Below are 18,883 nucleotides of genomic sequence, written 5' to 3'. Positions count from 1 at the left end.
CGTGGGTAGGTTAGGTGACTACAACATCTCTTTAACCAGGTCGTTCGGGCCAACAGTTTGTGAACTTTGATTATCACCTATTGCTGCGCCCTTATCCCGAGTGGGAGCTGCTGCAATGCTTGGGCCGCTGCCAAGGGCAATGACCGCCACCGCGATGGTCGCTAGACATAGAGCTGGCAGCCCGATATAGCGCCCGGGAAATGAAGCATTTTTCATGGGGCATCTCCTGATTATCAAATGGCGTATCTATAGTAATTTCAATTCAATGATATATGAAATTAATTATCATCATCGAATCGATAGCTATATACAATCACTCGCTCGACTTAGACTAAGATAGCCCGAGTCATTCGACCGTCTGCTAAGGCGTGTTGACATTCACTTCAGCCACAGCGCCGAAGCAGCGATCACCACAAACGGCTCGAAGCGCGAGACGAGTTTGCCGTAGCGGGTGGCGATTCGATGGAGTTGCTTCAGTTGAGCAAGGAATCGCTCAACAGCACCAGCCGCGGCTCGCACGTCCGCTTTGGATAAATCTCATAGAACGCTTTGGATCGGAAGCCGTCCCTACGCAGCACCAGTCCGTATTCTTGTAGTCACCTGCCAACATCAATTCTAGAACCGCTTTGCCCACTCCATCGTAGTCTGGAAAAAATGAGGCGGCTGAAACCCCAGATTTGTCACAACGGTGCAATAATTTATCGGCTAAGGTTTTCGGTCTTAATGATGATACCGGTTTTACGCTTCACGGCATGGAAGGGACGCCAGCGACACTGCTTGGGATTGACGTGCTGAAGCAACGACGTCTGTCCATTTCCAAAGGGGCTCGGCAACTCTGTTCCGGTGAAAATTAGTATAGGTCAGTCATCACATCGAAGGGAAAGAAATCATGGCTACGAACACAATCCGGCTTCATCTCGTGCTGCGGACCACCCCGGAGAAAATCTACCGGGCGTTTCTTGATGCCGACGCGATGGCTAAATGGCTTCCGCCCAATGGCTTCACCGGCAAGATCCATCATATCGATGCCAAAGTCGGCGGCACCTATAAAATGTCGTTTACCAACTTCACCACGAAAAATAGCCATTCCTTCGGCGGCGAGTATCTCGAGCTGATACCTGACGAACGCATTCGGCATACGGACAAATTCGACGACCCTAATTTGCCGGGGGAAATGCAGACGACAATTTCCTTGCGGAAGGTCTCCTGCGGCACGGAAGTAAACATTGTGCAAGAGGGCATACCGGAAGCCATTCCACCCGAGGCTTGTTATCTCGGATGGCAGGAATCGCTCACTCTTCTCGCACAATTGGTTGAGCCGGAGATTACCGGGTAACTTGCGTTTTCGATGTAAAACCAGATGCTTGGGCTAATCCATTGCGGTCATCGCCTGGCCGCTCGGCGACGAATCCGAAGGCGCCTTCGGTAAAGCTTTTCGGCGCCCGAGGCCGGATGCCGATGTCAGCATGACTCGGCCAGCGCCACCGCATCAGCGCCGGCAGCAAGGCGAACCGGGCACGACGGGTCGTTCGCCGCGCGCCATACCGCTTCCGCCACATCCTGTGCCCGCGTGACCGCGGACGACTGCCGCCATGCCGCGAAGACATCCTGCGCCAGGCCGGCGTAGGCCTCGGGGATGCCATCCTGTATCCGCGGCTGGGCGTTTTCGCCGAAGCGGGTTTCCGGCGCCCGCCCCGGCAGCACCAGGTTCACCCGCACATTGAATTGCTGGAGCTCCAGCGCGAGAGACTCGGTGAATGCGTTGACCGCCGCCTTGCTGGCGGTGTACACGGACAGCAGAGGAAGCGGCTTCAATGTCACGCTCGACGTGACGTTCACGATGACGCCGGCCTGGCGTTGCCTGAACTGCGGCAGCACCGCCTGGGTCATCGCCATCGTGCCAAGGGTGTTGGTCTCGAAGACGTCGCGGGCAGTTTCCGTCGAGGTGCCTTCGAGGGCGCCCAGCATGCCGATCCCGGCGTTGTTGACCAGGACATCGATAGTCCCCGCGGCGTCCACGGCCCGGCGGATGCTGTCCGGATCGGTGACATCGAGGGCGAGCACGCGCAGATGTTCGGAACGCGGCAGAAGATCCGCGCGCGGCGTGCGCATGGTGGCGATGACGCGCCAATCGCGAGCGAGGAAGTATCGGGCGGTTTCGAGGCCGAAACCGGATGAGCATCCGGTGATGAGGACTGTTTTCATGGGCGATTCCTGTAGGTGGTTTGCAGTACCTGGACTGTAGCTCGGCATGGTCGGACGTACTACAATCATGAGTCCATGTTTTATTCGCAGGAGTCCAGTTATGGTCGATCCACTCACGGAGGTTGTCACACTCCTCCAGCCGCAGGCCCGGTTCTCGAAAGTCGTCAGCGGCGCTGGCGCCTGGCGTGTGCGCCGCTCGGAAGCCGGGCAGCCCTTCTACTGCGTGATCCTCGGCGGTTCCTGCCGGCTCGCGGTCGACGGCCGCGATCCGATCGGACTCGAGGAGGGCGACTTCATCCTGATCCCCGCGGTGCATGGCTTCACCATGTCGAGCATCGAGCCGACAATACCGGAGGACATCGATACCGTGCCCGTCGCGCTGCCCGATGGCGAGTTCAGGCTCGGCGAGCAAAGCGGGCCGCCCGAGGTTCAACTGCTTGTCGGCTACTGCGTCTTCGGTTCGCCGGACGCGTCCTTGCTGGTTTCGCTCCTGCCGCAGCTGTTGCACGTGCGCGGCGAGAACAAGCCTACCAACAGACTGGCCACCATCGTGCAGCTGGTGGGAGAAGAATCCCGCGCGCTGCGGCCCGCGCGTGATGTCATCCTGGCGCGCCTGATGGAAGTCCTCCTGATCGAGGCCCTGCGATCCGCGGCGGGGACCGCGGCGTCGCCGGGCCTCTTGCGCGGGCTTGCCGACGAACGCCTCGCAGTCGCGATACGGTGCATGCACGACAGCATGGCCCGGCCGTGGACGGTGGCGCAGCTGGCGAAAGAGGCGGCGCTTTCCCGCTCGGCGTTTTTCGAGCGCTTCAGCCGCGCGGTAGGCGTCGCCCCGATGGCGTATTTGCTTGCCTGGCGCATGGCTTTGGCAAAGAACCTGCTGCGGCGGAAAGAGGGCGGTGTGGCTGAAGTTGCTGAACGTGTCGGCTATGGCTCCGCCAGCGCGTTCAGCGTCGCATTCACCCGGCATGTCGGATTGCCGCCAACGCGTTATGCGCGGGAAGCAGTGTGAACACAGTGCGCCAGATTCACGATGGCGGCTACGGGCGCGGCTTTTGCGACCTGCTTGCCAGCACCAGCGCAATGCCGCCAAGGATGGCCACGGAAGCAGCAGCCAGGCGCGGTGTGATCGCTTCCGACAGGAACGCCACGCCGCCGAATGCGGCGATGAGCGGCACCGACAACTGTACCGTGGCCGCGCGCATGGCGGACAGCTTGCTCAGCGCGGCATACCAAATGACGTAGCCGATGCCTGACGTGAGTGCGCCAGAGACAATGGCCAGGGCAACCCCCGCCGCATCCGCGTAGACATTGGTGACGGACAGCAAGCTCAGTACCAGGGCCAATGGCGCCGCCCGCGCGAAGTTGCCCGCCGTGGCCGCCAGCGGGTCGAGTACGCCACGGCCGCGCAGCGAGTACACGCCCCACGCCAGGCCCGCGATCGCCATCAGCGCAGCGCCGAGCGGCGGCGGCGCAGCGACACCGGGCGACACCAGGTAGACCAGCCCCGCGACAGCCAGTGCGAGACCTAGCCATGCAATGGCTCCGAACATCTCGCCCGAACGCAAGCCTGCGATGAACATGGTCAGTTGAACCGCGCCGAACAGTATCAATGCGCCAGTGCCTGCAGGCAAGGTCAGGTACGCGAACGAAAAGAATGCGACATAAGCAAACAGCATGGCCGCAGCGAGCCAGTCGGCATGGCCGGGCGCAAGCCGTGCCGCCCTGAAGCGCACGATGACGGCGAGCGTGATGGCGCCGGAAACCAGCCTGATGCTGGCGAAACTGGCGGGATCGATGCCCCTTTGCTGCAGCGCCAGCCGGCACAACAGGGAATTGGCCGCGAAGGCGAACATCGCCGCCGTTGTGAGGATGATCACCGGCAAGCCGGGCAGGCCGTTGCGCTCCTTATGCATGGATCGCCACCAGGACCACAGCCCAGGACAGCAGCGCGACACCGAGCGGCGTGCTGAGACGCGGTCCCCAGCGCACGTTCTTTTCGATCGCCATCACGGCCGCCAGCACGAGCATCCAGCCGAGGCTGCCGGTGCCGAACGCGAACATCAGCAGCATCAGCGCCCAGCAGCATCCGACGCAGAACAGGCCGTGCTGCACGCCAAGCGCAAACGCGTGCCGCGCTTGCGCCTGCCCGCGCCAATGACCGATAACGAAACTCAAGGGCGTACGGCATTTTTCCAGGCATCGGTACTTGAGCTTGCTGAACTGAAAGGCGCCGGCCAGCGCAATTGTCGCAGCGCCGATCATCCAGCCATGCCAAGCCAGGGAGGGCACGGTGGCAAGCAGCGACAGCATGGCGCCATGCAGTGCGTGCGCCAGGAGCCCGAATGCGCCCCAGGCCGTCATGTATCCCAGGCCGAGCAGCGCCAGGAGACGCCCGTGGTCCGGACGCTGGGCCGTCAGCCGGTCGAACGTATTGAACAACGGCAAGGTGGTCGGCAGCATCATGGCTGCCGTCATGAGTATCCACGCCGCGGCGTACAGCACCATGGGCACCACCACTGCGCCGCCAGGAACGACACGGCACAGGAACGCCGCCGGCCCGGATGCGGTCCAGTCGCCATGTTCGAGATAGCGGCCGTAGGGACTGCGCCCCCATACCCATAGCGACAGCCACGCGAGCGCAATCAATGCCGCCAAGACCGGCAGGAACACGCGCTGCCGGCGGGAGTTTCCGGGCGGCAGCGAACCAGCCGAAGCGCTCATGCGTCGAAGACGAAGGTGCTCTGCAAGGCGTTGTGGTTCTTGATGTTCAGATCGATGCCAAGGGCAGCGTTCTTGGAGCGATAGGTCGGAGCCTTGCCGACAAACACCGGCGCTCCCGGCACCGTCGAGAACACGGTGTCGGACAGGGTAGTCTGGCCGCCGGTGGCGCCCAGGTAGGGTTCAAGTTCGGCATAATAATCGTTGCCGATCTGAAGCTCGCCTTTACCCGAATTCACGGTGAAACGTATCGGCGCCCGCTCTACCGACACCACCTCGCCGATCAGCTTGGCGAGTTCGGCGACCGGCCCGCCGGCCTGGCCGGTGTAGACCTTCAGCAGTGCCTCTTCCTGCGCCTTGGAAGCCTGGTCGTCGACGTAGATCGCGGCGGTCCAGTTGCCCAGCAGAATATTGCCGGGTACATGCGCCACGGCGGCGATGGTGTTGCCGCTGACATCGACTCCCTCGACCGTTCCCTTGTCGATGCGCCAGGCGACGATCGTGTCGCAGGTGCCGTTATCAGGATCCTCGCCGATCCAGCAGGGGCACAGGACATTGCAATTGCAAACTTCGAGCAGACGACCTTCCAGGTGATAGCTCATACAAGCCTCCGTTGCAGCTATACAAACACCGGCTTGTCGCCGCAGCTAGCAACGGCAAGAGATAAATTATTCTAGGCTGCGTGGTGGGGCAATTCAAGTTCGATGACGTGGCATTTCCTTGTTGTTATTAGTTCAAATTTCTTTGGCATCGCTTCCGTCATTTACACATTCCATATGCGGCGTAGTGCGCTTCGCCATTGCGCCCTACGCCTTACCCGTTGGCCATTGCTTGCCGACGTCTGTTGCCTTAGAAATTCCAGCGCACCCCCGCATTTGCGGCCCAGCCACGCAAGCCCGCGCTGCCCATGCCGTGCTGGTAGGTAGCTTCGCCGTAGAGCGATACGTTATTGGCGAACTGGCTGGAAGCGCCTGCGCCAATGCGGTAGCTGGCGCCGATGCGGCCGCCGCTGAAGGTTTCGCTGACATTCCACGCTTCGCTGGCGACAGTGACCTGCGGACGGTCGCCGATGCTGCGGATCAGGTCCGCGCGCAGGTAGGGAGCGAATTTCGGTTCGTCGGTCTTTGCCACGCGCACGCCAAGGCGGCCAGTGGTTTGGGCTGCCGAAGCGATGTGCGTGGTCAGCCCGTCCACGTCGTTGAAGTCCTTGAAGTTCAACCATTGCCGGGTCACTTGCGCTTGCGGCTCGACGGACCAGCCCTTGCCTACGGCAAACGGATAACCGACTTCCAGCGACGCTGTCCACATGTCGGCGTGGATCTTTGCTACGTTGCTGCCGCGCAGGGTTGTGCTGACGTCACCCGAGAAGCGCTGCGCACCCAGTACCGCATCCACGTAAAAACCGTTCGCCTGTTGCCAGGTCAGCCAGCCCGATACGCCATAGGCGGTGTAGTTCGCATGGCTCTCGCCGTCGGCGGCCTGGGGAGTGACGCGGGTGGTGCCGAGATCGATCGCCCAGCCGGCGCGCATAGTAGAGTCGCCGGCATTCCATTTGACCAGGCTGCCGCCTGCCTGCAGCGTGTTCATCTGCTGTTCGAAGTCATAGCCGTAGTCGTTGAAGCTCAGGTCCGAGCGGTACTTCAGCTGGCCGCCCAGCACGCGGGCAAACACTTCGCCGCCCAGCTGGTCATTGGATTTTCCGGCGGTGCTGCGCAACTCGCCCAACCGCTGGTGCAGCGTGTCGAGGGTGCGCGAGCCGTAATTGAACAGGGCTGTCGGCGCGACCAGGTAGGACGGTATTTGCGGCACGACCGCGATCCGGCCTGGATGCGGCAGCTCCGGCTTTTCGATCCCTCCAGGCTCCTCGGGTTTTTCGATCCCTCCAGGCTCCTCAGGCTTGTCGATTTCGCCAGGATCCCCGGGTTCCCCAGGGTCACATCTACCTCCGCAGACATAGGTATTGCCTAGGCGATAATCCCAGCTCAGCTTCCCACCCGGCAGAACGCTTTGCGACGAGTCAGCCTGGCCCGGACCGAAGGCGTGCAAGGTATACTGCCACGGACCGGCGGCGACATAGCCGCCCTTGAGCGCGAATGCATCGGCGCGCGAATCGCCGCCCACCTGCACCAACGAAATACCTTCGTCGGCATCGACCACGCCGTTCTTGTTGGCGTCGGTCAAGCCGCCCTGGCCGGTCGGCCTGACTTCGATCAGGGTGGTCCCGATGGCATTACCTTCAACCAGCAGGCGGTCAGTGTGCTGGTTAGCCAGCGCGCCACCTTCGTTGAGCACGGTGTTCACCGTCACCACGCCGTTGTTGCCGATGTAGTCGCCACGCACGGTGAGACTCTTGTAATCCCCGGCGGCAGGCGCTACGAAACCCACTGTGCCTGCATTGCTCAGGTCGCGCACGTCTGATGAACCAGTGATCTGCCACTTGCCGCTGGTATCCAGCGTGAGTCTGCGCAGGTTGGAGGTGGCGCCGGTCCAGCGCGACTGGTTGGCCAGCGACACATTGACGATGGCATCGCCGTGGATGACGATATCGCCATCGGCGCGCACATCGCCATTCATGGTCAGGCTGGTCTGCGTGCCGACGTTGGCTTCGAGCAAGACCCCGACGCCGCTGCTAACCTGAGTGCCGTTGAGCAGATCGATGGCGGCGACCTGCTGATTAAGGCCGGAGATCCGGATGGCGGCGCCGTTGGCGCTGCTCAAGATGCTGTTGCTGACCTGCACCGTAGCCGAACCGCCTGTCACGCCACCCATCGACAAGGCGCTGCCGCCCGCGCCGCTGGCCTCGACGGTGCTGTCCCGCAAGGTAACGCTGGCACCGTCATTGACCTGCACACCCGCGGACGACGTGCCGCTGACACTCACCGTACTGCCCTGCAGCACCGCCGTGGAAGGAGCGTCCAGCAATAGCCCGTGGCTACTCGTGCCTTGCGTCTGGATACTGCTGCCACTAATCTGCACCCTGGCGCCGCCGGATGTGAATATGCCGTCGGCATTGTCGCTCGTGGTGCGGATCTGGCTGTCGTTGAGCACGACAACCGAGCCCGACCCGGCTATGACGCCACGCACCTTCTCGCCAACCGTGACGATATCGACACCGTTCAGCTCGACATAGCTGTTGATGACCGCCCGCACACCAAAGCCGCCGAGGCCGCCGCCAGCATAGTCGCTACGGTTGTCCGACGTGATGCTTCCACCGTTCATGACGATCGTCGCGTCAGCAGCGGCGATACCCCACGTAACGCCGTTACCAGCAGTCTTGGATGCGTGGATCGCTGTGTCTGTGATGTCTACGCGAGTGCCAGCGCTGGCATTAATACCGACAGCGCTCCCGCGAGCTGACGACACTGTGATATCACTGTTCGCTATAGAGACCTGCGAGCCATTGTCAAACACCCTGATGCCACTGGTATCGTTGGTGAGAGCGGAAGAGGAAGGAGTCGAGGCGACGATGGAGGCGTTATTGATATTGATGTGTGATCCGTCTCTCGCTTCCACGCCGTTGCGGGCCGTAATCGTGCCGCCCAGAAAATCGATCCGGCTGCCAGCGCCACGAGTGGATATACCCACGCCAGTGTCGATGTTGGTGTTGAGCACATTGACCGGACCGTTGGTGGTGATAGTGCCGCCGTTGATCGCGCTCAGTACGGGCACCCCGTTCGACTCGTAATCGCCGGATGCAACAAGATCCACGCCGGGACCCGCTTGCAGCGGCGGTTTGGCGGCATAAGCGGAGGCCAATGGCATGGATAGCAGGCTGCTGACGGCAAGCGCAAGGGTGTGCTTTCTGAGCGCCGGTGGGGAAGTCAATGTTTTCATGGTTCTTTACAGTTAAAAGTGATGCCTGGAATAAGCAACTCGCAACTATGCGGAACCGACTCGTTATCGAATATAAGAAACGTCCTAGAATTAAGGCAATGCCTAATCTCTAATTAAGGTAATTCCTAAATTCATACGGAGAACATGCCAAGCAGAAACAAAAAAGCCGGCATGACGCCGGCTGCGGAGGTTGAAGGGAACAAAACAACGCGGTAAGGCGTAGGGCGTAATAGCGAAGCGCATTACGCCGTATGTTTGGTCGACATCATGCAGTTTCTCCTATTGCTATTCGCCCCAATTCATTTGACATCGCTTGCCTTAGTGAGGCATCACATGCGGCGTAATGCGCTTCGCTATTACGCCCTACAGGGTGTGCCTTACCGCGCGTTTAGGATTATTTGGTAGACTGCGCATGGAGCGTTGTAGTGGGTTTCGATGCCGCGATACTGCATGCCGAGCCGCTTCATCACCGCAATGGAGGCAATATTGCCAGGATTTGCCACGGCCACCACTTTTGGAATGCCCAGTTCTTTTGCGAACAAGACGATTCGTTCAGCAGCTTCAGTCGCGTAACCCTGTCCCCAACAGTCTCGCCTTAACCGCCAACCGATTTCCGGGACGGCGCCTGCCTGAGCAGCCAATGGCTGCAATGTCGCAGCACCAATCATCAGATTGTCGTCTTTACGGAACACCCCCCACCACGAGAATCCGTGCAAGGCCCATCTCGGTTTTACGCGATCGATCATCGCTTGGCTTTCAGCCTCAGACATTGGGGCGCCGCTGCCGATGTAAGTCATGACCTCTGGATCACTATTAATCGCCGTTAAGCCAGCAAGGTGTTCGTCAGAGAGTGGAACCAATTTCAACCGCTTTGTTTCGAGAGTAGTCATGATTTTCAGTATTGCGCGAGGACTTGCGACCGGCCGCTATTGCCGAATTGAGCCAGTCACGATAGACTCAATTCGCCCCACTGCGGCCGGTCGCGATCCTAAAGAGTGGTCGTTCACCTGCGTCAATGATACGCTGCCAATCTCGCGCTTTACGATGCAAAATGTTTATCACGTCATTTCTTTCAGCTGCGCCAGACTTTCATCGGTGCAACCGCTTTCTACTTTGTTCAAAGCATCTGACAATGCAACGCGCAATATGGATAGCGAGTGCGCTTTTTTCTCCACTTCACAAATTTTTTCTTGAATCAGAAGACTTTTTTTGCTCGGCGCCAGCCCGTCCTGCTCCCAGGCGACGATCACGTCCGCGATCTCTTTTAAAGTAAATCCGAGCGCCTTGGCGTGGGTAATGAGCTCAATGCGGCGCAACGCCAGCGGCGAATACTCCTTATAGTTGTTGCTTAAATGAGGCTGAGCTGCCTCGTCGAGCAAGCCCATGCGTTCATAAAATCGGACCGTATCGCGCGACACGCCGGCCCGAGATGCAATTTCACCAATGCGCATTACCCAGTTTCCTTCCAATCGAGACGCAAGCTGTCGAAAAGAATGATTGACCATGGACCATAGTCCACGCTTTACAGTCGACACTCTCATAACGAATCATTTCACCATGCGACCACTCAACTATCGCAACACCGCCATCATGATAACAGGCGCCTCATCCGGAATAGGCCTGGCATTTGCCCATGCGCTGGCCGCACGCGGCGCGAACCTGACTCTTGTCGCACGCTCAGGCGACAAGCTAAGCAGCCTGGCACAGGAGCTGGCGCATCGCCACAGCATCCGAGCTCACGCCCTAGTAGCCGATCTGACCGAAACCGGTGCTGCCAGTGACGCCCACGCGAGGGCAAGTGCGCTTGGTTTGACGCCGAACATCCTCATCAACAATGCTGGCTTTGCGACTTACGGTCATTTCGATACGTTGTCGCTGGAACGGCAACTCGACGAGATATCGCTCAATTGCAGAGCCGTCGTCGAACTCAGCCATGCAGCATTGCCAGCCATGTTGAAACAGGGGGAAGGATCAATCATCAATGTGGCGTCAACCGCCGCTCTGCAGCCGCTGCCCTACATGGCCATCTATGGCGCCACCAAGGCTTTCGTGCTCTCTTTTTCAGAAGCTTTGTGGCAAGAATATCGCGCTCGCGGCGTGCGCGTGCTTGCAGTGTGCCCAGGTGCCACCGATACTGCTTTCTTTGATGTAGTGGGCGCTGCCGAGGCTGGGGTCGGCACGCGTATGGCCACAGATACTGTCGTCAACGCAAGCTTACAGGCACTTGATCGAGGTCAGAGCCATGTCGTACCCGGAGGTGCAAATCGCATGCTTGGGTGGTTACCTCGGATGCTCCCCAGGCAAACAATATTGCAAATCGTCGCGAACATGCTCCGACCTCGTCATCGGGTCTCGATTTGATTCCTCGCCCCCTATGCTTGCACGACATTCCAGCAGGGGGGAGACTGTCTATTATCGTGTCTACCACTGATACAGCGTTACCGTGCCGTTACGACCCTCTGCCGCCGTTCGGTAGTAGGCCCATCGATCGGCGGCCTTCAATACACAGCTGCCGTTCAGGTAAGTGTTCTGGTGCCATCGATGCAATGGCCGCTTTGGAGCAGCGCACAGAATCAGCGACCGCAAAGGAGAAGATAAGCCAGTGGCTGGTCATGGCCGTCTTCAGCCAATCGCCACAGGTTGATTTCGCCCTATAGCGGCCTGTGACGATTCCAAAGAGCAGACTTTAACGTTCGACGTAAGGGAGCCGCCCCGGGCAGGCTTCCTTGACGGAGTGGTTAGGGCTCATCGTGCGCGCTCCAAGGCAACCTTGACTCCAAGACTGACAAGCGCGGCACCGGCAAACTGCTGAAAGCGCTGGAAAAGCATTGGCTTGGCTAGTAGCCAATGCCGCGCGCGGCCGCCAAGCGCGGCGGTGCAGAGGTTTACCGCGGTGCCCGATGTGATGGAAACTAGACCAAGAATGGCCGCTTGTAGCCCAGGATTGCCCAGAGACGGATTTATAAATTGAGGAAGAATAGCGAGAAAGAAGAGAGCTACCTTTGGATTTAACAGATTGGATACAGCGCCCTGTGCGAAAGGTGATGCCCGACGGATTTTGGATGGCTCCGTGGCGACAGAGGCAGGGCTGCGCAGCATTTTCCAACCAAGCCAGCAGAGGTAGACAGCTCCAATGGTCTTTACAACGACAAATGCCGTGGGTACTGATGCCAGAAACGCAGTGATTCCAAAGGTCGCAGCCCCTGCATGCACTAACGCCGCACAAGCGATGCCGGCACAGACCTGTGCACCGGCCGACGCGCCGCGTGAGACTGAATTGGACAGGATGCAGATGACGTCGGGTCCTGGAATCAGAGCGAAGCTCATATTGAGTAGAGTGAAAGCCAGGAGTGTGGAGAGTTCGATCATCTTGAGCCCTAACGTGATTTAAAGTTCATTTCGCAAATTTGACCGGTGCAAAAAAATGAGCGGCGAGTTCCTAATTCTTGGACAGCCTTACGAGTCTAGTTTAAATCTGCCAATAATTTTTTTGGACATCTGGGCAAGATCTTGAATGACCGTTACTGGCTGTGGATTCAACCGGTGGATGCAACACACTACTATAAACTGCTCAAACAGTGGGAGTGTTGCAAATGTCCCAAAGATCTCGGATCTATTACACGGAAAGCCAGAAGGCCTTGATGTGGGGCGCTGGCAAAATGAGCAAGGATCGCCTGGCGGACAGAGTTAAATAACAAACCATCCTGTTGGATACTGGCCGCAAATGAAGTCGACAAACGCCCGTACTTTCGGGCTCTGCAGCCGGCGCGACGTGTACAGGATCCAGAGTTCGACCTCCTCGCCGACCATTCCCCAAGTCGTCAGTCTGCCCTCGTCGACCAGGCCTTGCGCCAAGGATTGCGGCAGCAGCGCCACGCCGGCGCCGGCCGCGGCGGCATCGCGCACCATCAGTAACGACGACAGGTGCAGGACCGGCCGCGGCTCCACCACCAGCTTGCGGTCGGTAGCGGACCACAGGTCGCCGTCGCGGTAGGTCGGCGTGACTACCGCTGGCGTAGAGACGGGCTTGGCGGTTCGTCCTCCCGGGGCGCGCAGCGATGGGACGGCGGCGAGAACCAGCCGGTCTCTGGCGAAGCACCTGCCTACCAGAGCGCTGTCCTTGCGCGGGTTGATACGGATGGTGACGTCGAAGTGTTCCTCCACCAAGTCAACCAATCGGTCTTCCGCCACGGCCTCGACCTGCACCTCCGGATAGCTCGCCTGAAACCTGGCGAGTATTCCTCCCAGTGCCATCTGCGAAAAGACCAGGGGCGCCGCGATGCGCAGTCGCCCGCGCGGCTTGTCCACGCCTTCCCTGGCCTCGGCCAGCGCCTCAGCGAGTTCGCGCATCGGTGCTTCGGAGCGCTTCAGCAGGAGTCGTCCCGCCTGCGTCAGCTCAAGATTGCGCGCGCCCCGTTCGATGAGGCGCACGCCCAGCGCTTCCTCGAATTCGGCGATCCGGCGCGACAAGGTCGCCTTTGAGCGCCCGCTCGCGCGGCTGGCGCGGCCGAATCCGCCGTGGGTCGCCACCAGTTGGAAATCTGCCAACGCGTTAATGTCCATTTCGTCTCAATATCAATACAGTGTGTCTATATTTTATGGTCTTTGTTTTGAATATGAAACACATTATTGTTAGGTCCGTACCCAACCACAAGGAGTTGTCATGAAAAAGATTCGTGCTTTGCAGCTGATGCAGTATGGCGGTCCCGACGCCGCCAGGATTTCCCTCATCGAGGCGCCGGTCGCGGGCGCCGGCCAGGTCGTGGTGCGCGTGCACGCCGCCGGCGTCAACGGGCTGGACTGGAAGGTCCGCGAAGGCTACGTCAGGGACGCCTTCCCTCTGGCGTTGCCGACCGTGCTGGGCATCGAGCTGGCCGGCGTGGTCGAGCAGGTTGGCCCCGGCGTCACCCGCTTCACCAAGGGTGATCGCGTGATGGGGCCGCTCGGCGGGCTGGGCGCCTATGCCGAACTGGTGGCTGTGGATGCAGCCAACCTCGCTCCCATGCCCGCGTCAATGAGCTTCACCGACGCCGCGGCACTGCCGGTAGCGGCCGTCTCCGCATGGCAAAGCCTGCACTTCGCCGGGCCCGTCCACGCCGGACAGCGCATCCTGATCCATGGCGCGGCCGGCGGGCTGGGCGGTTTCGCGGTGCAGTTCGCGCGCCGCGCCGGCGCCAAGGTGTTCACCACTGCGCTGACCCGCGATTTCGACTACGTGCTCGGCCTGGGCGCCGACCATGCCATCGACTACCAGACCGGCCAGTTCGAGGCGGTTGTCAGTAACATTGACCTGGTGCTCGACTACGTCGGCGCAGACACCCTCGCTCGCTCCTGGCAGGTGCTCTCTGCCAACGGCGCCATCGTCAGCACTGCCTCCCCGGCGATCCTGCAGAGCACTCCCGCCGGCAGCCGCGGCCTGTGGTTCATGAGCAAGCCCGACGCCGAGCGGCTACAGGAGATCGCCGTAGACGTCACGCACGGCCGCCTGCAATCTCGGGTCGACGCCGTGGTTCCCTTCGATGATCTGCCCGCCGTGATCGAACGCAACCGCACCCGACCGCAACTCGGCAAGACCGTCGTCGCCTTCTCCCTCTGACTCATCCATCCGCATCCATTCATAAAGGAAATACAACATGAGCATCCTGATTACCGGTGCCTCCGGCACCATCGGCTCCCTGATCCTGCAACGCCTGGCGTCGGCCAACGTCGAACTCAAGGCCTTGGTTCGCACGCCCGGCAAGGCCTTGCTACCCGACGGCGTGACCGAGGTCGTGGGCGACATGAGCAGCCCCAAATCCATGCGCGCGGCGCTGTCGTCGGTGCGCACCCTGTTCCTGCTCAACGCGGTGACGCCAGATGAAGTGACGCAAGCGCTGATGACGCTGAATCTGGCCAAGGAGGCGGGAATCGAACGCATCGTCTACCTCTCGGTAATCCACGCCGATCTCTACACAAATGTTCCGCACTTCACGGGCAAGCACACGGTTGAGCGGATGATCGAGAGCCTGGAGCTGCCGGCGACCATCCTGCGGCCAGCCTATTTCATGCAGAACGACGAGCGTATCAAGTCCGTGATCGAAGGCTATGGCATCTATCCGATGCCGATCGGCGAGGCCGGAGTGGAAATGATCGACGTGCGCGACATCGCTGACATCGCGGCGGCCGAGCTGTTGGCGCGCCATCACACGACGCATGCGCTGCCGCGCCGCACGCTCGAACTGGTGGGCCCCGAGATCCTGACCGGACCGGTTGCCGCCGGCGTCTGGGGCGAGGAGCTCCACCGCGAGATTCACTACGGTGGAGATGGACTTGACGGTTTCGAGCAGCAATTGGCGGCCTATGGCCCCGATTGGATGGCCTATGACATGCGCCTGATGATGGGACGCATCCAGACCATCGGCATGCATGCCGCACCAGGCGTAGTGGAGGTGCTGGAGAAGATGCTGGGGCGTCCGCTGCGCAATTATCGTGATGCGGTCCGTGATCTGCTGAAGCAGGATTAAGCGCCTAAGCTGAGGGAGCCCATCTTGGTGGGCTCTCTTATATGAAATTTCGCTCCTGGCCGGAAGCGAACATCAAGAGGCAACTGTCATCGGCCCCACATCTTCCGATGTTATCGAGATGAACCCAAGTGTTGCCGCGTTGATAGCTCTCCAATTTCCCTGAGCCTTGAGAAAGAATGCTTTGCTCACTGCATAGTCACTGATTCCAAATTTAACGTGGTCAAACATAATTTCTCCAGAGGTGTGTAGGGCTGTCGAACGACCGCTGGTGGCCCAGACTGTGTAAAAACGGATCCAATCGGGATCCGGCTTCAAATATAACGTAACTTTCTTGTTTTTCGAGTAAACGAAATAAGCGTTGCCGTGTCCTAGCGATATCTCGTCATATTTCGGGTAATCAATATGGGGCGCTTCATCGAAGGCAGGGATCGGACACAAGGCATATTGCTTCCAGAGCGGCTGGACGACTACGTTACAACGCGGTAAGGCGTAGGGCGTAATAGCGAAGCGCATTACGCCGTATGTTTGGTCGACATCATGCAGTTTCTCCTATTGCTATTCGCCCCAATTCATTTGACATCGCTTGCCTTAGTGAGGCATCACATGCGGCGTAATGCGCTTCGCTATTACGCCCTGCAACGTGCGTCTTACCGCATTATAAATATCAATTCATGGAATAGTCCGGAGAACCCATAGTGACAGCATATCTTTCTATTTCCACCCTTCTGGCGGGCATCCTGTCGGTGCATCCTGCCATGGCCGCCGGCATGGCGCCGGCAGCAAAGGAAACACAAGTCTTGCAAAGAATCCGCGTGCAGGGAACCGATCGCGAAATGGGCATGGGGATTGCCGAGTTTCCTCCGAACGCCGAAAAACCCCGCCACAAGGCGATCGGGCCTGAGGTCGTGTATGTGCTTGAAGGGGAAATAACAGTTCTGGTAGATGGCGTGCCTGCAAAAGTTGTCCATGCGGGCGAGAGTTACCAGCTTGCCGCAAAAGATGTTCATGTCACTAAAGCAGGGCCGGCAGGCGCAAAAACCATTGCGTCGTGGGTGACCGTGCCAGGCAGGCAATTTAACGTATTTGTGCCGAAATGATCAGGCGGCCGTGGCCGCTGGTAGCCGATTGCAGGCGCTCGCAGGCAACACGCAACTTTAAAACAATTCCTTCTGCCTCCCCACCAGCGCCGCAAAATTATCGTCCAGAAACGGCAATATCGCATCCGCCAGCGGCTGCAGCTGCCGGCTCAGGTAGTGGTCGTAGTCAATCGCCGAGCGCTGCGTTTCCAGCGGCTCGGGGCCGGCCGTGGTCATGACGTAGCTGATCCAGCCGCCGTTCTGGTACTGCAGCGGCCGGCCTTGCTCGCGGTTGAATTCATCGGCGACGCGCGCGGCGCGTACATGCTGCGGCACGTTGCGCTGGTACGCATCGAGAGGCCGCCTCAGGCGCTTGCGGTAGACCAGCAACTCATCGAATTCGCCGTTAAGCGTGCGGCTGACATAGTCGCGCACATAGGACTGGTAGGGTTCGCGCTTGAATATGTGCTGGTAAAGCTGCTGCTGGAATTGCTTGGCCAGCGGCGTCCAGTCGGAGCGTACCGACTCCAGCCCCTTGTACACCATCTCTTCCGTGCCATCTGCGTTCACGATCAATCCGGCGTAGCGCTTCTTGCTGCCCAGTTCGGCGCCGCGGATGGTCGGCATCAGGAAGCGATGGTAATGGGTGTCGAACTCCAGTTCCAGCGCGCATTCGATATCCAGCGTTTGCCGCAGGTGCCGCCGCCACCATGCGTTGACGTCCTGCGCCAGTGCATTGCCGATCCGGGCCGCCTGTTGCTCCGTATGCGGCTGCTTGAGCCAGACAAACGTGGAGTCGGTGTCGCCGTAGATGACCTGGTAGCCTTTGGCCTCGATCAGTTCGCGTGTCTTGTGCATGATTTCATGGCCGCGCATGGTGATCGACGACGCCAGGCGCGGATCGAAGAAGCGGCAGCCGGTCGATCCCAGCACGCCGTAGAAGGCGTTCATGATGATCTTCAAGGCTTGCGACAGCGGCTGGTTGTGCTGGCGTTTTGCCGTTTCGCGCCCTTGCCAGATCTGGCTGACGATGGCCGGCAAGCTGTGTTTGGTGCGGGAGAAGCGGGCGCCGCGGAAGCCTGGCACGGAATCGCTGTCGGCGGGATGCTGCATGCCTTCGACCAGTCCGACCGGGTCGATCAGGAAGGTGCGGATGATCGAGGGGTAAAGGCTCTTGTAGTCCAGGACCACGACCGAATCGTACAGGCCGGATTGCGAATCCATCACGAAGCCGCCGGGACTGGGTTCGCCCGAGACATCGCCGAGGTTCGGCGCGACGTAGCCCTGGCGGTGCATATGGGGCAGGTACAGGTGGCCGAAGGCCGCTACCGATCCGCCGCTGCGGTCTGCCGGCAAGCCGGTGACGGCGGCGCGCTCCAGCAGGAAAGTCAGCAGCTCGGTCTTGGCGAAGATGCGCGTCACCAGCTCGCAGTCTTTCAGGTTGTAGGTCGCCAGCGCCGGCTTGTCCTCGGCGAAGCGGCGGTCGATTTCCGCCATGCGCTGGTAGGGATTGGTGATCGATTTTCCTTCGCCCAGCAGGGTTTGGGCGACATGCTCCAGGCTGAAGGAGGGAAAATTCCAGGTCGCCGATTTCAGCGCTTCGATGCCGTCGATGATCAGGCGGCCGGCGGCGGACGCGAAATGATGGTTCGGCTTGAAGCCGTGTTCGCGCCACTCCATCTGGCTGCCGCCGCGGCCGATGCGCAGCGGCATGCCGTATTCCTGGGCATGTTTTTGCAGGACGCGCAAATCGAACTGCACCAGGTTCCAGCCGATGATGGCGTCGGGATCGTGCCGCTCCAGCCATTGGTTCAGTTTCTCCAGGAGGAGCGGGCGGCTGGCGCAATACTCCAGGTCGAAATCGATCTCGCCGGCGTCTCCGTTGGGCGGCCCCAGCATGTACACCTGGCGCTGGCCGCAGCCTTCGAGAGCGATGGAATACAAATCGCCATGCGCCGTTGTCTCGATATCGAGCGATACCAGCTTCAGCTGCGGACGATACCCGGCTGCCGGTTTCATGAAGCTGTCGAGCATGGGCCCGCTGCCGTTCGGCTCGCCGGCGAACCAGACCGGGGCCGTGATGAAGCGCTCCATCAGATAACGTTCGGGCGGGCGGATGTCGGCTTCGTAGACGTCGACGCCATGCTCCTTCAGCAGCTTGTCCAGCTTGATCAGCTGGCGGTGCTGCTGGACATACAGGCCCAGCACCGGGCGCGAGTGGAAATCTTTCAAGAGCAGCGGGCGCAGCTCGAACCGGCGTTCGTTGCGCAATACGCTTTCAGCCTGTTGCTGCTGCGCGGCCGGGATGAACGCCACCGACTGCTGGGGAGACAGGCGGACATGCTGCGGGCCGCTGTCGGTCGCCAGCCAGAACTCGACTTCTGTGCCATCGGGAGTGTCGCGCCAGTGCCTGGTCAGGATGAAACCTTGTTGTGCCACGCTACTGCCTTATATAGAACTGCTCTCATTTGCGCATCGACGCGATGCTGGGGACCAGGTCTTGCAATGATACATTTCATGAATGCACTTTGCTGCCGACGCCAG

Annotated in this window: 17 protein-coding genes and 1 pseudogene; 6 read left to right on the top strand and 12 right to left on the bottom strand. The window is 60.0% G+C overall.

Annotated elements, in window-relative coordinates:
* Positions 1–18: 18 nt before the first annotated feature.
* Positions 19–216 carry a hypothetical protein gene (locus BM062_RS25190; RefSeq protein ID WP_139220081.1) on the bottom strand — a complete coding sequence of 66 codons (198 nt, stop codon included), beginning with the start codon at positions 214–216 and terminating at the stop codon, positions 19–21.
* A gap of 673 nt (positions 217–889) precedes the next feature.
* Here BM062_RS25190 and BM062_RS16955 point away from each other — a divergent pair.
* A complete protein-coding gene (locus tag BM062_RS16955) occupies positions 890–1,336 on the top strand; it encodes an SRPBCC family protein (RefSeq protein ID WP_092398949.1) in 447 nt (148 codons plus the stop codon).
* A 125-nt stretch (positions 1,337–1,461) separates the two neighbouring features.
* Here BM062_RS16955 and BM062_RS16950 read toward each other — a convergent pair whose 3' ends face one another.
* A complete protein-coding gene (locus BM062_RS16950; RefSeq protein ID WP_092398947.1) occupies positions 1,462–2,205 on the bottom strand; it encodes an SDR family oxidoreductase in 744 nt (247 codons plus the stop codon).
* A 100-nt stretch (positions 2,206–2,305) separates the two neighbouring features.
* Between BM062_RS16950 and BM062_RS16945 the strand changes: the two genes are divergently transcribed.
* Positions 2,306–3,217: an AraC family transcriptional regulator gene (locus BM062_RS16945; protein WP_092398945.1), complete on the top strand. Its 912-nt coding sequence runs from the start codon at positions 2,306–2,308 to the stop codon at positions 3,215–3,217.
* A gap of 28 nt (positions 3,218–3,245) precedes the next feature.
* Here the strand turns inward: BM062_RS16945 and BM062_RS16940 are convergent, their stop codons facing one another.
* From BM062_RS16940 to BM062_RS16915, 6 genes are all read right to left on the bottom strand, one after another.
* Positions 3,246–4,121: a DMT family transporter gene (locus BM062_RS16940; protein WP_092398943.1), complete on the bottom strand. Its 876-nt coding sequence runs from the start codon at positions 4,119–4,121 to the stop codon at positions 3,246–3,248.
* The gene (locus BM062_RS16935; protein WP_092398941.1) at positions 4,114–4,929 is read right to left on the bottom strand and encodes a DUF2182 domain-containing protein; all 816 of its coding nucleotides are present in this window, start codon (positions 4,927–4,929) and stop codon (positions 4,114–4,116) included. Before BM062_RS16935 ends, BM062_RS16940 begins: the two co-directional genes overlap by 8 nt.
* Positions 4,926–5,528, bottom strand: a complete 603-nt coding sequence (locus BM062_RS16930; RefSeq protein ID WP_092398939.1) for a DUF1326 domain-containing protein — start codon at positions 5,526–5,528, stop codon at positions 4,926–4,928. The genes BM062_RS16935 and BM062_RS16930 overlap by 4 nt, the downstream gene beginning before the upstream one ends.
* 247 nt (positions 5,529–5,775) lie before the next feature.
* Positions 5,776–8,688 (bottom strand): autotransporter family protein, encoded by a 2,913-nt coding sequence (locus tag BM062_RS16925; protein WP_175501052.1) that lies wholly within the window; start codon positions 8,686–8,688, stop codon positions 5,776–5,778.
* Between the two features lie 449 nt (positions 8,689–9,137).
* Positions 9,138–9,650 carry a GNAT family N-acetyltransferase gene (locus tag BM062_RS16920; protein ID WP_092398935.1) on the bottom strand — a complete coding sequence of 171 codons (513 nt, stop codon included), beginning with the start codon at positions 9,648–9,650 and terminating at the stop codon, positions 9,138–9,140.
* A 168-nt stretch (positions 9,651–9,818) separates the two neighbouring features.
* Positions 9,819–10,211: a MerR family transcriptional regulator gene (locus BM062_RS16915; protein WP_092398934.1), complete on the bottom strand. Its 393-nt coding sequence runs from the start codon at positions 10,209–10,211 to the stop codon at positions 9,819–9,821.
* 139 nt (positions 10,212–10,350) lie between these two features.
* On the opposite strand from BM062_RS16915, the gene BM062_RS16910 reads away from it, so the two are divergent.
* On the top strand, positions 10,351–11,121 hold the full coding sequence (locus BM062_RS16910; protein ID WP_092399028.1) for an SDR family NAD(P)-dependent oxidoreductase: 771 nt from the start codon (positions 10,351–10,353) through the stop codon (positions 11,119–11,121).
* Between the two features lie 384 nt (positions 11,122–11,505).
* Here the strand turns inward: BM062_RS16910 and BM062_RS16905 are convergent, their stop codons facing one another.
* The gene (locus BM062_RS16905) at positions 11,506–12,129 is read right to left on the bottom strand and encodes a LysE family translocator (RefSeq protein WP_092398932.1); all 624 of its coding nucleotides are present in this window, start codon (positions 12,127–12,129) and stop codon (positions 11,506–11,508) included.
* A gap of 318 nt (positions 12,130–12,447) precedes the next feature.
* Complete coding sequence (locus tag BM062_RS16900; RefSeq protein ID WP_092398930.1) at positions 12,448–13,323, bottom strand: LysR family transcriptional regulator; 876 nt, start codon at positions 13,321–13,323, stop codon at positions 12,448–12,450.
* A 100-nt stretch (positions 13,324–13,423) separates the two neighbouring features.
* Between BM062_RS16900 and BM062_RS16895 the strand changes: the two genes are divergently transcribed.
* Entirely contained in the window at positions 13,424–14,356 is a 933-nt protein-coding gene (locus BM062_RS16895; RefSeq protein ID WP_092398928.1) for an NADP-dependent oxidoreductase, read from the top strand.
* A gap of 37 nt (positions 14,357–14,393) precedes the next feature.
* Entirely contained in the window at positions 14,394–15,263 is an 870-nt protein-coding gene (locus BM062_RS16890) for an SDR family oxidoreductase (RefSeq protein WP_092398926.1), read from the top strand.
* Between the two features lie 162 nt (positions 15,264–15,425).
* On the opposite strand, the pseudogene BM062_RS25185 reads toward BM062_RS16890, so the two are convergent.
* Positions 15,426–15,491: pseudogene (locus BM062_RS25185) on the bottom strand (VOC family protein); the annotation flags it as partial.
* A gap of 467 nt (positions 15,492–15,958) precedes the next feature.
* Here BM062_RS25185 and BM062_RS16880 point away from each other — a divergent pair.
* Positions 15,959–16,360: a cupin domain-containing protein gene (locus BM062_RS16880; RefSeq protein WP_254785119.1), complete on the top strand. Its 402-nt coding sequence runs from the start codon at positions 15,959–15,961 to the stop codon at positions 16,358–16,360.
* Positions 16,361–16,417: 57 nt separating this feature from the next.
* On the opposite strand, the gene BM062_RS16875 is transcribed toward BM062_RS16880, so the two are convergent.
* Positions 16,418–18,778 carry a DNA polymerase II gene (locus tag BM062_RS16875; RefSeq protein ID WP_092398920.1) on the bottom strand — a complete coding sequence of 787 codons (2,361 nt, stop codon included), beginning with the start codon at positions 18,776–18,778 and terminating at the stop codon, positions 16,418–16,420.
* Between the last annotated feature and the right edge of the window lie 105 nt (positions 18,779–18,883).

This window comes from Collimonas sp. OK412, assembly GCF_900112135.1.
GTDB lineage: Bacteria > Pseudomonadota > Gammaproteobacteria > Burkholderiales > Burkholderiaceae_D > Collimonas > Collimonas rhizosphaerae.
This window is presented reverse-complemented; position numbering and strand designations above follow the sequence as displayed.

Bases quoted from the DNA above. Each gene is read 5' to 3' on its own strand.
- BM062_RS25190 (WP_139220081.1), bottom strand. From the start codon at position 216: ATGAAAAATGCTTCATTTCCCGGGCGCTATATCGGGCTGCCAGCTCTA.
- BM062_RS16955 (WP_092398949.1), top strand. From the start codon at position 890: ATGGCTACGAACACAATCCGGCTTCATCTCGTGCTGCGGACCACCCCG.
- BM062_RS16950 (WP_092398947.1), bottom strand. From the start codon at position 2,205: ATGAAAACAGTCCTCATCACCGGATGCTCATCCGGTTTCGGCCTCGAA.
- BM062_RS16945 (WP_092398945.1), top strand. From the start codon at position 2,306: ATGGTCGATCCACTCACGGAGGTTGTCACACTCCTCCAGCCGCAGGCC.
- BM062_RS16940 (WP_092398943.1), bottom strand. From the start codon at position 4,121: ATGCATAAGGAGCGCAACGGCCTGCCCGGCTTGCCGGTGATCATCCTC.
- BM062_RS16935 (WP_092398941.1), bottom strand. From the start codon at position 4,929: ATGAGCGCTTCGGCTGGTTCGCTGCCGCCCGGAAACTCCCGCCGGCAG.
- BM062_RS16930 (WP_092398939.1), bottom strand. From the start codon at position 5,528: ATGAGCTATCACCTGGAAGGTCGTCTGCTCGAAGTTTGCAATTGCAAT.
- BM062_RS16925 (WP_175501052.1), bottom strand. From the start codon at position 8,688: ATGCCATTGGCCTCCGCTTATGCCGCCAAACCGCCGCTGCAAGCGGGT.
- BM062_RS16920 (WP_092398935.1), bottom strand. From the start codon at position 9,650: ATGACTACTCTCGAAACAAAGCGGTTGAAATTGGTTCCACTCTCTGAC.
- BM062_RS16915 (WP_092398934.1), bottom strand. From the start codon at position 10,211: ATGCGCATTGGTGAAATTGCATCTCGGGCCGGCGTGTCGCGCGATACG.
- BM062_RS16910 (WP_092399028.1), top strand. From the start codon at position 10,351: ATGATAACAGGCGCCTCATCCGGAATAGGCCTGGCATTTGCCCATGCG.
- BM062_RS16905 (WP_092398932.1), bottom strand. From the start codon at position 12,129: ATGATCGAACTCTCCACACTCCTGGCTTTCACTCTACTCAATATGAGC.
- BM062_RS16900 (WP_092398930.1), bottom strand. From the start codon at position 13,323: ATGGACATTAACGCGTTGGCAGATTTCCAACTGGTGGCGACCCACGGC.
- BM062_RS16895 (WP_092398928.1), top strand. From the start codon at position 13,424: ATGAAAAAGATTCGTGCTTTGCAGCTGATGCAGTATGGCGGTCCCGAC.
- BM062_RS16890 (WP_092398926.1), top strand. From the start codon at position 14,394: ATGAGCATCCTGATTACCGGTGCCTCCGGCACCATCGGCTCCCTGATC.